At 68.4% G+C, this 13,514-nt stretch carries 15 protein-coding genes; 9 read left to right on the plus strand and 6 right to left on the minus strand.

What is annotated here, in order from left to right; all coding sequences use genetic code 11:
• Positions 1-86 precede the first annotated feature (86 nt).
• Both dmeF and ruvB read right to left on the minus strand, forming a co-directional pair.
• Complete coding sequence (gene dmeF / locus VLK31_RS27145) at positions 87-1,061, minus strand: CDF family Co(II)/Ni(II) efflux transporter DmeF (RefSeq protein ID WP_409171584.1); 975 nt, start codon at positions 1,059-1,061, stop codon at positions 87-89.
• Positions 1,062-1,073: 12 nt separating this feature from the next.
• Positions 1,074-2,144 carry a Holliday junction branch migration DNA helicase RuvB gene (ruvB, locus tag VLK31_RS27150; protein WP_409171585.1) on the minus strand — a complete coding sequence of 357 codons (1,071 nt, stop codon included), beginning with the start codon at positions 2,142-2,144 and terminating at the stop codon, positions 1,074-1,076.
• A 127-nt stretch (positions 2,145-2,271) separates the two neighbouring features.
• Between ruvB and VLK31_RS27155 the strand changes: the two genes are divergently transcribed.
• Genes VLK31_RS27155 through VLK31_RS27185 form a run of 7 tightly spaced genes read left to right on the plus strand, consistent with a single transcriptional unit; the run spans position 2,272 to position 8,876 of the window.
• A complete protein-coding gene (locus VLK31_RS27155; RefSeq protein WP_409171586.1) occupies positions 2,272-2,886 on the plus strand; it encodes a CDP-alcohol phosphatidyltransferase family protein in 615 nt (204 codons plus the stop codon).
• Between the two features lie 49 nt (positions 2,887-2,935).
• Positions 2,936-4,738: a bifunctional alpha/beta hydrolase/class I SAM-dependent methyltransferase gene (locus tag VLK31_RS27160; RefSeq protein WP_409171587.1), complete on the plus strand. Its 1,803-nt coding sequence runs from the start codon at positions 2,936-2,938 to the stop codon at positions 4,736-4,738.
• Positions 4,735-6,144, plus strand: a complete 1,410-nt coding sequence (locus VLK31_RS27165; protein WP_409171588.1) for a phosphatase PAP2/dual specificity phosphatase family protein — start codon at positions 4,735-4,737, stop codon at positions 6,142-6,144. The genes VLK31_RS27160 and VLK31_RS27165 overlap by 4 nt, the downstream gene beginning before the upstream one ends.
• Positions 6,141-6,590, plus strand: coding sequence for a hypothetical protein (locus tag VLK31_RS27170; RefSeq protein ID WP_409171589.1), 450 nt, complete (start codon positions 6,141-6,143; stop codon positions 6,588-6,590). The genes VLK31_RS27165 and VLK31_RS27170 overlap by 4 nt, the downstream gene beginning before the upstream one ends.
• Positions 6,587-7,333 (plus strand): lysophospholipid acyltransferase family protein, encoded by a 747-nt coding sequence (locus tag VLK31_RS27175; RefSeq protein ID WP_409171590.1) that lies wholly within the window; start codon positions 6,587-6,589, stop codon positions 7,331-7,333. The genes VLK31_RS27170 and VLK31_RS27175 overlap by 4 nt, the downstream gene beginning before the upstream one ends.
• Entirely contained in the window at positions 7,330-8,286 is a 957-nt protein-coding gene (locus tag VLK31_RS27180; RefSeq protein WP_409171591.1) for a phosphatidate cytidylyltransferase, read from the plus strand. The genes VLK31_RS27175 and VLK31_RS27180 overlap by 4 nt, the downstream gene beginning before the upstream one ends.
• Positions 8,283-8,876, plus strand: a complete 594-nt coding sequence (locus VLK31_RS27185; RefSeq protein WP_409171592.1) for a YdeI/OmpD-associated family protein — start codon at positions 8,283-8,285, stop codon at positions 8,874-8,876. The genes VLK31_RS27180 and VLK31_RS27185 overlap by 4 nt, the downstream gene beginning before the upstream one ends.
• 9 nt (positions 8,877-8,885) lie before the next feature.
• Here VLK31_RS27185 and VLK31_RS27190 read toward each other — a convergent pair whose 3' ends face one another.
• Together VLK31_RS27190 and ruvA are read right to left on the minus strand one after the other, a co-directional pair.
• Complete coding sequence (locus VLK31_RS27190) at positions 8,886-9,779, minus strand: hypothetical protein (protein ID WP_409171593.1); 894 nt, start codon at positions 9,777-9,779, stop codon at positions 8,886-8,888.
• Complete coding sequence (ruvA, locus tag VLK31_RS27195) at positions 9,776-10,348, minus strand: Holliday junction branch migration protein RuvA (protein WP_409171594.1); 573 nt, start codon at positions 10,346-10,348, stop codon at positions 9,776-9,778. Before ruvA ends, VLK31_RS27190 begins: the two co-directional genes overlap by 4 nt.
• A 19-nt stretch (positions 10,349-10,367) precedes the next feature.
• Between ruvA and VLK31_RS27200 the strand changes: the two genes are divergently transcribed.
• Positions 10,368-11,324, plus strand: coding sequence for a PhoH family protein (locus VLK31_RS27200; RefSeq protein WP_409171595.1), 957 nt, complete (start codon positions 10,368-10,370; stop codon positions 11,322-11,324).
• A 331-nt stretch (positions 11,325-11,655) separates the two neighbouring features.
• Entirely contained in the window at positions 11,656-12,108 is a 453-nt protein-coding gene (ybeY, locus tag VLK31_RS27205) for an rRNA maturation RNase YbeY (protein ID WP_409171596.1), read from the plus strand.
• A gap of 26 nt (positions 12,109-12,134) precedes the next feature.
• On the opposite strand, the gene dtd is transcribed toward ybeY, so the two are convergent.
• Together dtd and VLK31_RS27215 are read right to left on the minus strand one after the other, a co-directional pair.
• Positions 12,135-12,578 carry a D-aminoacyl-tRNA deacylase gene (dtd, locus tag VLK31_RS27210; RefSeq protein WP_409171597.1) on the minus strand — a complete coding sequence of 148 codons (444 nt, stop codon included), beginning with the start codon at positions 12,576-12,578 and terminating at the stop codon, positions 12,135-12,137.
• Positions 12,575-13,492, minus strand: coding sequence for a cation diffusion facilitator family transporter (locus VLK31_RS27215; protein ID WP_409171598.1), 918 nt, complete (start codon positions 13,490-13,492; stop codon positions 12,575-12,577). Before VLK31_RS27215 ends, dtd begins: the two co-directional genes overlap by 4 nt.
• Positions 13,493-13,514 lie beyond the last annotated feature (22 nt).

Raw genomic sequence — 13,514 nt, forward strand, 5'->3', positions numbered from 1 at the left:
GGGGTGGGGGCAAGCGGCGTATCCACCGGGCGCTCTGCATGCCCCCCTCCCAGCCTCCCCCCGGAAGGGGGAGGAGCAAGACCGGCTCAGTCCACGCAGCGCTGGATCTCGACCGTCGAGTGCCGAATCTCTTCGTGCATCGAGAAGCACGCACGCACCTCGTCGGCCGTGAGCGTGAGCGAATGCGTCACCACGGTCAGTGCGCAGGCATAGGCATCGCGGCCCACGCGCCACACGTGCAGGTCGGCCACGCGGGTTTCCGACGCGGCCAGCGTGGTCTCGACGCCTTCGCGAATTTCTTCGGTGACGGGGTGGTCCATCTCGCGGTCGAGCAGCACCTTGCCGGTTTCCTTCAGCAGCCCCTTGGCCCACACCGCCACCAGCACCGCGCCGACGATGCCCATCGCCGGGTCGAGCCAGGCCCAGCCGTAGAACCAGCCGCCGAGCAGCGCGGCAATGGCCAGCACCGACGTGGCGGCGTCGGCCACCACGTGGATGTAGGCGGAGCGCAGGTTCAGGTCGTGGCCGTGTTCGGCCTGCGCATGGTCATGCCCATGATGGTCGTGGCCATGATGTTCATGCCCATGGTCGTGCCCATGATGGTGGTGCGCCCCGCCCAGCAGCCGCGCGCACACCAGGTTGACCACCAGTCCCAGCACCCCCACCGAAATGGCTTCGGGGTAGTGAATGGCCGAGGGCGACCACAGCCGCTCCAGCGAGCCCACCACCATCAGCGCCGCGATGCCCAGCAGCACCAGCGCGCTGGCAAAGCCGGCGAGCACCTCGATCTTCCAGGTGCCGAAGGCAAAGCGCGGGTCGCGTGCATAGCGCCGCGCGGCCGCATAGGCAAAGGCGCTCAGGCCGATGGCCAGCGCGTGCGAGCTCATGTGCCAGCCGTCGGCCAGCAGCGCCATGGAGTTGAACCACCAGCCGGCACCAATTTCCACCACCATCATCACGGCGGTGATCCACATCACCAGGCGCGTGCTGCGCTCGGCCGACGCGGTGTCGGTGCCGAAGTGGTGGTCGTGCTTCCAGGCGCTCAGGTCATGGGTGTGCATGGCAATTCAGGCTCAAAAAAGGTCGGGGCCTTCGACGCGGCCCGAAGGCGGCAGCACGCCCAGATGGCGGTAGGCGGCCAGCGTGGCGATGCGCCCGCGCGGGGTGCGCTGCAGGTAGCCCTGCTGGATGAGGTAGGGCTCGATCACGTCCTCGATGGTGTCGCGCTCTTCGCCGATGCTGGCGGCCACGTTGTCCAGCCCCACGGGGCCGCCGTCGAAGCGGTGGATCACGGCCTCCAGCAGCTTGCGGTCCATCAGGTCGAGGCCCTGCGGATCGACGTCGAGCATGGCCAGCGCCTTATGCGCGATGTCTTCGGTGATGCGGCCGTTGCCCTTCACCTCGGCGTAGTCGCGCACGCGGCGCAGCAGGCGGTTGGCAATGCGGGGCGTGCCGCGCGAGCGGCGGGCAATTTCGAAGCCGCCGCTTTCGTCGGTTTCCACCTTGAGCAGCCGCGCGCTGCGGGTGACGATGAGCGCGAGCTCTTCGGGCGTGTAGAACTCCAGCCGCGCCACGATGCCGAAGCGGTCGCGCAGCGGGTTGGTCAGCATGCCGGCACGGGTGGTGGCGCCCACCAGCGTGAAGGGCTGCAGGTCGAGCTTGATGCTGCGCGCCGCGGGGCCCTCGCCGATCATGATGTCGATCTGGTAGTCCTCCAGCGCGGGGTACAGAATTTCTTCGACGACCGGGCTGAGCCGGTGGATCTCGTCGATGAACAGCACGTCGTTGGGCTCGAGGTTGGTCAGCAGCGCGGCCAGGTCCTTGGGCTTTTCGAGCACCGGGCCGGAGGTCTGGCGCAGGTTGACGCCCAGTTCGGCCGCAATGATGTGCGACAGCGTGGTCTTGCCCAGGCCGGGCGGTCCGAACAACAGCACGTGGTCGAGGGCTTCCTTGCGCTTGCGCGCGGCGCCGATGAAGATCTCCAGCTGCTCGCGCACCTTGGCCTGGCCGACGTACTCGTCGAGCAGCTTGGGGCGCAAGGCCCGCTCGATCGCCTCTTCGTTGGGCGAGGCGGGCGCTGCGGACACCACGCGTGACGCCACACGTTGAGGAGCGGGGGCGAAATCGTCTGTCTGGATGGTCATGAGAGGGGTTCTTCGACTACGAGTTTAGTGCCTGCCACACTGGCAGAATGCTTCGGCCGTGTATCCAGCTACCGTGTATCCAGCCACCATATATACGGCCAAATAACAAACGAGGGGAAGCCAGCACGTGTCCATCTACGAACTGAAGCCGCGTTTCCAGGCGCTGCTGCGCCCGCTGGTGGTTCGCCTCCATGCGATGGGTGTCACCGCCAACCAGGTGACGCTGGCGGCCTGTGCCGTGTCGGTCGCGCTCGGCCTCTGGCTCTTCTTTGCGGCGCCCTCCGTTTGCGCCTTCGCATTCATTCCGCTGTGGATGTTCCTGCGCATGGCCTTCAACGCCATCGACGGCATGCTGGCGCGCGAGCACCACCAGCAAAGCAAGCTGGGCGCCTTTCTCAACGAACTGACCGACGTGGTCTCCGACGCGGCGCTGTACCTGCCTTTTGCGCTGGTGGCGCCGTTCAGCGGCTTCTGGGTCGGCACGGTGATCGTGCTGGCCGGCCTGAGCGAATTTGCCGGCGCGCTGGGCCCCACGGTGGGCGCCTCGCGCCGCTACGACGGCCCGCTGGGCAAGAGCGACCGGGCCTTCGTGTTCGGCGCGCTCGGCCTGTACGTGGCGCTGGGCTGGCCGCTGCCGGGCTGGGTCGGCTGGCTGATGCCGCTGCTGGCGGTGCTGGTGGCCTGGACCACGGTCAACCGCATCCGCCGGGCGCTGGCGGAAGCCGAGGCCGCACCGCGCTGAGCGCCGTGCCGCTGAAAAGATCAACCAATAAAAAACTCACAGGGATTCAATGACAGACACCAACTCAGGCGTCGCACCGAACGCCGCGCAGAACGCCACCCCCCGTGTTCCCGAAGAACTTCATTTCCAGACGCACGACGGCGAATCGCTGTTCTACCGCCGCTGGCCCGCCACGGGCGCCGTGCGGCGCGGCGCCGTCGTGCTGTTCCACCGCGGCCACGAGCACGGCGCCCGCATGGCGCACCTGGTCGACGAGCTGAACCTGCCCGACTTCGACTTCTACGCCTGGGACGCCCGCGGCCATGGCCGCTCGCCCGGCCAGCGCGGCTACAGCCCGAGCTTTGGCACCTCGGTGCGCGACGTGCAGACCTTCGTGCAGCACATCGGCACCGCGCACGGCGTGCCCGAGCACGACATCCACGTGGTGGCGCAGAGCGTGGGCGCGGTGCTGATCGCCACCTGGGCGCACGACTACGCGCCCAAGGTGCGCGGCCTCACGCTGGCCTCGCCAGCCTTCAAGGTGAAGCTGTACGTGCCGTTCGCGCGCGCCGGGCTGGGGCTGATGCACAAGCTGCGCGGCCTGTTCTTCGTCAACAGCTACGTGAAAGCGAAGTTCCTCACGCACGACCCCGCGCGCATTGCCAGCTACGAGAGCGACCCGCTCATCTCGCGCCCCATTGCGGTCAACATTCTGTTGGGCCTGTACGAGGCCGCCGACCGCGTGGTGGCAGACGCCAACGCGATCACGCTGCCGGTGCAGTTGCTGATTTCAGGCGCCGACTGGGTGGTGCACCACAAGCCGCAGCACCAGTTCTTCGAGCGGCTGGGCAGCGCGGTGAAAACCAAGACCGAGCTGCCGGGCTTCTTTCACGACACGCTGGGCGAGAAAGACCGGGCGCCGGCCGTGGCGCAGATTCGCGCGTTCATCCTGCAGCGTTTCGACGAGCCCGCCGTGCCGGTCGACCGGCGCGAGGCGCACCTGAGCGGCGACACGGCCGACGAGTCGCGCGCGCTGGCCGAGCCGCTGTCGCCGCTGTCGCCGCGCGGCGCGTACTGGGCCATCACGCGGGCCAGCCTGAAGCTGGGCGGCACGATGTCGGACGGCATCAAGCTGGGGCACGACACGGGCTTTGATTCCGGCAGCACGCTCGACTACGTGTACCGCAACCAGCCCAAGGGCAGCTCGGCCCTGGGCCGCTCGGTGGACAACACCTACCTGAACTCCATTGGCTGGCGCGGTATTCGCCAGCGCAAGATCCACGTCGAAGAGCTGCTGCGCATCGCCATGGAGCGCCTGGCAGAAATGCACCGCGAGGTGCGCGTGATGGACATTGCCGCCGGCCACGGCCGCTACGTGCTCGACGCGGTGCAGGCCAGCCCGGTGAAGGCCAGCTCGATTCTGCTGCGCGACTACAGCGACATCAACGTGCGCGACGGTCGCGCGCTCATTGCCGAGAAGGGCCTGGAAGACATTGCGCAGTTCGTGCAGGCCGACGCCTTCGACCGCATGAGCCTGGCCACCGTCACGCCGCGGCCCACGCTGGCGGTGGTGTCGGGCCTGTACGAGCTGTTCCCCGACAACGAAATGGTGCGCCGCTCGCTCGCGGGCGTGGGCGATGCGGTGGAAGACCGGGGCTACCTGGTCTACACCGGCCAGCCGTGGCATCCGCAGCTGGAGATGATTGCGCGCGCCCTCACCAGCCACCGCCAGGGCGAAGCCTGGGTGATGCGCCGCCGCACCCAGTACGAGATGGACCAGCTGGTGGAAGAAGCGGGCTTTCGCAAGATCGACCAGCGGGTCGACGAGTGGGGCATCTTCACGGTGTCGCTGGCGGTACGCGTCACCCAATGACCGCCTGGCTGGCACGGCGGCCCTGGAAGCGCGCCGCTCTTTGGCTGGTGTTGCTGGGGCCGCTGTTCTATGCGACCTACGGCTTCGCCAACTGGTGGGCCACCACGCGCGCCCACGTGCCGTCGATGGCCTTCGAGTGGGAGCGGCAGGTGCCGTTCTGGCCGTGGACGATTTTTCCGTACTGGACCATCAACGTCTTCTACGCGCTGTCGCTGTTCCTGGCGCGCAGCAAGCACACGCTCGACAGGCATGCGCTGCGGCTGGTCACGGCCACGCTCGTTGCGTGCAGCTGCTTCATTGCGTGGCCGCTGCACTTCAGCTTCGGGCAGCCGCCGGTGGAGGGGGCGCCGGCCTTCTTGTTCAACGCGCTGCGCGGCTTCGACCAGCCGTTCAACCAGGCGCCTTCGCTGCACATTGCGCTGGCGGTGATCCTGTGGGACTGGTACCGGCAGTTCTTGCGCGCGCTGTGGGCGCGGCTGGTGCTGCATGTGTGGGCCTTTGCCATCTGCGCGTCGGTGCTGACGACGTGGCAGCACCACTTCATCGACATTCCGACCGGTGCGCTGCTGGGGCTGTTCTGCGTGTGGCTGTGGCCGCTGGAGCGCGTGGTGTCGATGCCGCGCGCCTGGCGGCTCACGCACGACGCGCAACGGTGGAAGCTGGCCGGCTTCTATGCAGCGGGCGCGGTGCTGTGCCTGGCCGCGGCGCTGTACGGCGGGGGCGTTGCGCTGTGGCTGGCATGGCCGGCCGCGTCGCTGGCGCTGGTGGCGCTGAACTACGCCGGCTTTGGCGCGCGGGGCTTCCAGATGAACGGCCATGGCCGCATGGGCTGGGCGGCGCGCTGGATGCTTGCGCCCTACCGGCTGAGCGCGGCCGTAAACGCGTGGCTGTGGACGCGCAGGCTGCCGGCCTCTGTCGAGGTGGTGCCCGGCCTGCGGCTGGGCCGCCGGCCGACGCACGCCGAATGGCTGGCCGCCGGCAGGCCACGGGTGGTGAGCCTGTGCGCCGAGCTGCAGCTGCCGGCCGGCATTGCGCACGCGCGCTGCGTGCCGCTGCTCGACCTGAGCGTGCCGCCCACGGTGCGGCTGCGGCGAGCGGCGGAGGTCATCGAAGGCCAGCGACGCAGTGCGCAAGGCGCTGCGCCTGGTGCGGAAAACGCTACGCACCATGCCGAAGGCGCTACCGTGTGGGTCTGCTGCGCACTCGGCTTCTCGCGCAGCGCGGCCGCGTCCATCGCCTGGCTGGGCTGCCATGGCACCGCCGGTGGTGTGGCGCAGGCCGAGGCCGTCGTGCGCCGTGCCCGTCCGCAGACCGTGCTGGGCGGCGACTGGCGCGCGGCGCTGCAACTGCTGAAGCCTGCAACCGCTGAAGCAGCCATCGACGCTGCCGGAGGTATCCCGCCATGACTGACAACGAACGCACCACCTGCACCGCGCTGGCCGGCCTGCTGCGCGCCGCCGCGCTGCTGGCCCTGTGGGGCTTTGCGCTCACCTGCATCGCCGCGCTGGTGCTCGCGCTGACGCTGCGCTCGCTCTCGAACACGTCCGCCATGGCCTTTGGCGCGGTCGTGATCCTGGGCGCGCTGGAGCGCTACTTCGCGTTTCGCCTGCGCTTCGACGAGGCGCTGTTCGACGGCCTCGCGCGCGGCACCGTCGCCTCGCTGGGCGCGCTCGACAAGGCGCTGTCGTCCCTCGGGCTGCGCGAAGCGCCGCAACAGCAACAACAACAAGCACCGCGCGCGCTCGACGACCGCGTGCAGGGCACCCGCCAGCTCATGCAGCGCCACGCCATCGTGGTCGCCTGCCAGAGCGCCATGTTTCTCCTTGCCTTGATGACACAGGATCTCTCTTGACCGCCGAAGACAACAAGAACAACGACAACCCCGAGAGCACCGTGCTGCGGCGCGGGCTGGCCATCGTGGCGGGCAAGCTGATCATCGGCGTGGCCAGCCTGCTGACCGGCGTGCGTGCCATCTGGTCGGGCACGAGCCCCAAGGCCGACCAGACGCTTTACTTCGCCAACCACACCAGCCACGGCGACTTCGTGCTGCTGTGGGCCACGCTGCCGCCCGACCTGCGCGCGCTCACGCGGCCCGTGGCGGGGCAGGACTACTGGGAGGCCTCCAAGCTGCGCAACTTCATCGGCCGCGACGTGTTCAACGCGCTGATGATCCGGCGCGACGGCTCCGGCCAGGGCGGCAACCCGGTCGACCAGATGAAGGAGGCGCTGGAAGGCGGCGACTCGCTCATCATGTTTCCCGAGGGCACCCGCAACACGGGCGAAGACATCCTGCTGCCGCTGAAGAGCGGCCTGTTCCACCTGGCGCGTGCCTGCCCGCATGTGCGGCTGGTGCCGGTGTGGATAGAGAACCTCAAGCGCGTGCTGCCCAAGGGCGTGCTGGTGCCGATTCCGCTGGCCTGCACGGTGCGCTTCGGCACGCCGCTGGTGCTGGCGGAGGGGGAAGACAAGGTGTCGTTCCTGGCGCGCGCGCGCACGGCCATGCTGGACATGCGGCCTGAATACGACCGCACCGACGGCAACGGCAACGGCAACAACGGCGGAACCAGCGGCCAGAACGGCGGGAGCGCCGCATGATCGAACTCTCCCCCTTCGCCTGGACCACCCTGAAGCTCTTCGGCGGCGTCTTCGGCGTGCTGGTGCTGGCCTCGGCCATCGGCGCGCTGCTGAAGTGGCGCGTGGCGCACGGCCAGCCGCATTCGGTGATCGACAACCTCAACTCGCGCGTGAATGCGTGGTGGGTGATGGTGGCGGTCATCGGCATTGCCTTTGCCTTTGGCAAGGGCGGCGTGATCGTGCTGTTCTACCTGATCTCGTTCTACGCGCTGCGCGAGTTCATCAGCCTGGCCTACACGCGGCGCGGCGACCACGGGGCCATTGCGCTGGCGTTCTTCATCGCGCTGCCGGGGCAGTACTTCTTGATCTGGATCGACTGGTACGGGCTGTACTCCATCTACATCCCGGTCTACGCCTTTCTGCTGCTGCCCATTCTGGCGGCCCTGAACGGCGACACGCAGCGCTTTCTGGAGCGCACCTCCAAGATCCAGTGGGGGCTGATGGTGTGCGTGTTCTGCATCAGCCACGTGCCCGCGCTGCTCACGCTGCAGATTCCGGGCTTCGAGGGCCGCAACTTGCTGCTGATCGCGTTCCTGGTGATCGTGGTGCAGGGCAGCGACGTGCTGCAGTACGTGTGGGGCAAGCTGTTCGGCAAGCGCAAGGTGGCGCCCGAGCTGTCGCCCTCCAAGACCTGGGAAGGCCTCATTGGCGGCGTGGCCAGCGCCACCGCGCTGGGCGCCGCGCTGTACTGGGCCACGCCGTTCAACCCGTGGCAGGCCGCGCTGATGGCGCTCACCATCTGCCTGATGGGCTTCTTCGGCGGGCTCGTGATGTCGGCCATCAAGCGCGACCGCGGCGTGAAGGACTGGGGTTCGATGATCGAAGGCCACGGCGGCATGCTCGACCGGCTGGACTCGGTGATCTTCGCGGCGCCCATCTACTTTCACGCTCTGCGCTATTGGTGGGTGCCATGACCAAGGCCGCCGGGCGCGTTCAGCACGACGCGCCGCTCGAATGCGCCGACGCGGCGGCCTGGACGCGCTGGCTGCTGCACCACCATGCCAGCGCCGCGGGCATCTGGCTGCGCATCGCCAAGAAGGACAGCGGCATCGCATCGGTCGGCTACGCCGCGGCGGTGGAAGAGGCGCTGTGCCACGGCTGGATCGACGGCCAGCGCAAGAGCCACGACGCGCAGTATTTTCAGCAGCGCTTCACGCCGCGCACCGTGCGCAGCATGTGGTCGAAGATCAACCGGGACAAGGCCTGCCAGCTCATCGAGGCCGGCCGCATGCAGCCCGCCGGTCTGGCCGAGGTGGAACGCGCAAAGGCCGATGGCCGCTGGGACGCGGCCTACGAAGGCGCCCGCGTGGCCACCGTGCCACCCGACCTGCAGGCCGCGCTGGAGGCCAACCCGCAGGCCGCGGCGTTCTTCGCCACGTTGAACGCGCAGAACCGCTATGCGGTGCTGTTCCGCACGCAGGGCGCGAAGAAGCCGGAGACCCGGGAGCGGCGCATCGAGAAGTTCGTCGACATGCTGGCCAAGGGCGAAAAGATCTACCCCTGAGCGCGGGGCTCAGCCGTTCTCGTCCATCTCCTTCGACCGCCCGAGCACGAAGCCGACGATCAGCCCCACCGTGCCGAAACCGATCGCGCCCCAGAGGCTCAGAAAGGTGAAGGCGTTGTAGCGGCCGGGGTTCTGCGCCAGCGCCGCCACCAGTTCGGGTTCGTCGAAACCGCCCAGCTGCCGCGCGGCGGCAAAGTCGAAGCCCGCCGAGCCCAGAAAGTTGAGCGTGAGCAGCATCGGCACCACGAACAGCAACGCAAACCACGCGCCCCGCACCTTGCGCCATTGCAGCAGCAGTGCGAGCACGTACAGGCCCACGCCCACGCCGATCAGCCCCAGCACGAAGCGGTTGCGCGCCAGGGGCAGCAGCCAGGGCCAGACCCATTGCAGCGGATACAGCGGCCACTCCGCCTGGGGCGCAAAGCCGCCCGGCCGCGCAAAGGCCTGCCAGCCGAACGCCAGCGTGGCCCGCCCGACTAGCGCGGACGCGCACGCCACTGCGGCGGTGCTCAGGCAAGCGATGCGCAGCCAGGACGAGCGGGGCGACGACAGCATGTAGGGCGGCAGCGTCGGCTGCCGCGCCATGCCGTGCTGCCAGCGCTTGACGCTCACGGTGACCGAGGGCGCGGGCGGCACCGTCAGCTCACCGCGCACCAGCCAGTCGACGACGAAGATGGCGATGGCCAACGCCATGGTGGCCGTGAGCCAGGCGCAGGCGCCCGGCATGTCGACGAAGCCGCCGGGCGTGAACATCGGCAGGTTGCCGTACACCAGGCCGGCCGTGGCGTAGGCCAGCAGAATGGGCACGCAGCCCACCAGCGCCGCGCGAACCAGCCATTCGTCGCTGCCCGCGGACGGATGGCGCAGCGCCTCGATGCGCGACCACGTGCCGCGCAGGCTCATCTGGCCAGAGACTTCAGCGCCAGCTTGATGCCGTCGCTCACGCTCGCGTCCTTGGGCAGCGCCTTCAGCGCCAGCGCGGCCTCCTTGTCGCTGTAGCCCAGCGCAATCAGCGCCTGCAGGATGTCGGCCTGCGCGTCGGAGGCGGCATGCGCGGGCAGGCCGAGGTCGGCGCCCAGCTTGCCCTTGAGCTCCAGCAGCAGCCGCTCGGCGGTCTTCTTGCCGATGCCTGGAATCTTGACGAGCCGGCCCAGCTCCTGCGTGGTGATGGCCTGCGACAGCTCGGCCACGCTCATGCCCGACAGCAGGCCCAGCGCGGTGCGCGGGCCCACGCCGGTGATCTTGATGAGCTGGCGGAAAGCCCCGCGCTCTTCCGAGGTGCCGAAGCCGTAGAGAATCTGCGCGTCCTCACGCACCACGAAGTGCGTGAGCAGCGACACGCGCTCGCCGGTGGCCGGGAGGTTGTAGAACGTGCTCATGGGCACGTCGACCTCGTAGCCGACCCCGTTGCAGTCCACAACCACCTGGGGTGGATTGCGCTCGGCCAGCGTGCCGGTCAGTTTGCCTATCATGGGTGCCCTTTTCCTTGAAATGTCCGGCGTGATTCTGCGACACACCTTTACCCCCCTGAACAACTCGCGCCTGGGCCACCTGTGCGGCCCCGTGGACGCGCACCTGCGCCGCATCGAGGAAGCCCTGGGCGTGAAGATCGCCCACCGCCACGAGCAGTTCAAGGTGGACGGCCCCAAGGCCACCGCGCAACGCGCCATGGACGTGCTGCAGGCGCTCTACGAGATCGCGCAGCGGGCCATCGACCCGGCCGTGGTGCAGCTCACGCTGGCCGGCGACGGCTCGATGACCGAGGGCGACGACGACGCGGCCATGCTGGTCACCCGCCGCCCCGACCTGCGCGCGCGCACGCCCACGCAGGCGGCGTACCTGGACAACATTGCCAAGCACGACATCACGTTCGGCATCGGCCCGGCGGGCACGGGCAAGACCTACCTCGCGGTGGCCTGTGCGGTCGATGCGCTGGAGCGCGCGGCGGTGCAGCGCATCGTGCTGACGCGCCCGGCGGTGGAAGCGGGCGAGCGGCTGGGCTTTTTGCCGGGCGACCTGACGCAAAAGGTCGACCCGTACCTGCGCCCGCTGTATGACGCGCTGTACGACCTGATGGGTTACGAGAAGGTGCAGAAGGCGTTCGAGCGCAACGCGCTGGAGATTGCGCCGCTGGCGTTCATGCGCGGGCGCACGTTGAACAACGCATTCGTGATCCTGGACGAAGCACAGAACACGACGCCGGAGCAGATGAAGATGTTCCTCACGCGCATCGGCTTCGGTGCGCGCGCGGTGGTGACGGGCGACGTGAGCCAGATCGACCTGCCCAAGCAGCAGCTCAGCGGGCTGATCGACGCGGAGCGGGTGCTCAAGCGGGTGAGCGGCATTGCCATGACGCACTTCACCAGCGCGGACGTGGTGCGTCACCCGCTGGTGGCGAAGATCGTCGATGCGTATGACGGGCAGCGCAAGCGGGCTACGGGGCACTAGGGTGCAATTCGGGTTTCGTTCAGGGCGCGCCCACGCCGACGGGGTACCTTGCTCCGCGAATGTCCCCCGGGGCTTCGCCCCTCCTCCTTTATTTCGCTGCGCAAGGCACCCCATCGGCGTGTGCGTCATGCGGAGCGGTCGTTGATCGTGCGATCACCCAGAGCGTGCCCAGGTGCACAGGGCGTCGGGTGCTCCCCGCAGCGAAATAAAGGAGGAGGGCGAAGCCCGGGGGACATTCGCGGAGGGGAGTACCCGGCGGCCTGTGCACACGCCCTGAACGACCCGAACGACCCAACCTCAAAACCAGACAACACACGACGGAGCCAATGACATGGCCATGCCTGCACTTTCCCTCTCCCTGCAGTTCGGCCGCTTCAAGGGCGTGGAACGCCACCGCGCCGCCCTGCCCCGCCACAGCGTCACGCGCTGGATTCGGCATGCGCTGGACATCGACGGTGAAATTACCGTGCGCATCGTCGACGCCGAAGAAGGCCAACGCCTGAACCGCGAGTTTCGTGGCAAGGACTACGCCACCAACGTGCTCACCTTCGACTATGCGCAAAGCCCGCTCGTGATGGCCGACCTGGTGCTGTGCGCGCCCGTGGTGGCGCGCGAAGCGAAGGAAAACCGCAAGACCCTGGCCAACCACTACGCCCATCTGCTGGTGCACGGCACTCTGCACGCTCAGGGCTGGGACCACGAAACCAGCGAAGCCGACGCCGACGAAATGGAAGCGTATGAAGTCGAGATCCTGGCGGAAATGGGCATCCGCAGCCCCTATTGATCTGCCCGGCTGCTGCGCTGCGCTGGCTACGCCGTCATCTGCAGCGGAATGGTGACAGGGCCGTCGTTCAGCAGGTGCACCTGCATGTCGGCGCCGAACTCGCCGGTGGCCACCACCGGGTGCGCGGCGCGCGCCTGGGCCACGAAGTAGTCATAGAGGCGGCGGCCCTCGTCGGGCGGCGCGGCCTGGGTGAAGCTGGGGCGGTTGCCGCCGCTCACGTCGGCCGCCAGAGTGAACTGGCTCACCACCAGCAGGCCACCGCCGATGTCCTGCACGCTGCGGTTCATCTTGCCGGCGTCGTCCGAGAAGATGCGCAGCTTCAGGATCTTGGCGAGCATGCGGTCGGCCAGCGCATCGACGTCGCCACGCTCGGCGCACAACAGCACGAGCAGGCCGGCGTCGATGGCGCCCACGGTGCGCCCGGCAATGTCGACACGTGCATGGGCAACGCGCTGAAGAACGGCTTTCATAGGGGGTGGGGCTCGCCGCTTTGGTTGGCGCGCGCTTCCATGGTCAGGGGCAAAAGCTGAATGGTGACGCGCAGGCCGGGCACGGCGTTCATCAGGGCCTGTTCGAGCTGGTCGCGCATGTCGGCGGCGTGCTGCAGGGTCCACTCGCCGGGCACGTGCATGTGCAGGTCGGCAAAGCGGCGCTGGCCGGCGCTGCGGGTCACCATGTCGTCGAAGCGCAGCCGCGCGCCTTCGGGCATGCGGGCGGCAAAGTCGTTGAGGGTCGCCCGCACGGTGGCCAGGGTCTCGGGGTCGAGGGCTTCGTCCATCAGGCCCTGCGAGGAGCGCCACACCAGCTTGACGCCCTCGCGCACGATGTTCAGCGCCACGCCAATGGCCAGCAGCGGGTCGAGCCAGAGCCAGCCGCTGAGCTGCACGCCCACGATGCCGATCACCACCGCGGCCGAGGTCCAGACGTCGGTCATGAGGTGGCGGCCGTCGGCCTCCAGCGCGATGGAGCGGTGCTCGCGGGCCGCGCGGAACAGCACGACGGCCAGCGCCGCGTTGAAGCCCGAGCTGACCACCGACAGCGCCAGGCCCCAGCCCAGTTGCTCCAGCGGTTGCGGCGCCATCAGCCGCTGCACCGAGACCCAGAGAATTGCGATGGCGGCGCCCACGATCAGGATGCCTTCGAAGCCGGAGGAGAAATACTCGGCCTTGTGGTGGCCGTAGGGATGCTCGTCGTCGGCGGGCCGCTCCGCAATGGTCACCATGGCCAGTGCGAACATGGCGCTGGCCAGGTTCACGAAGGACTCCATGGCGTCCGAAATGAGGCCCATGGAATTGGTGAGGTAGCCTGCGTAACCCTTGAGCAGAATGGTCAGCAGCGCGACCGCCACGGAAACGCGGAGCAGCGCCTTGGGGGTAAACGTCATGCAAATCCGTGGAAAATTAGGC

This window comes from Variovorax sp. H27-G14 (genome assembly GCF_046156345.1).
In the GTDB taxonomy this organism is placed as follows: Bacteria; Pseudomonadota; Gammaproteobacteria; order Burkholderiales; family Burkholderiaceae_C; genus Variovorax.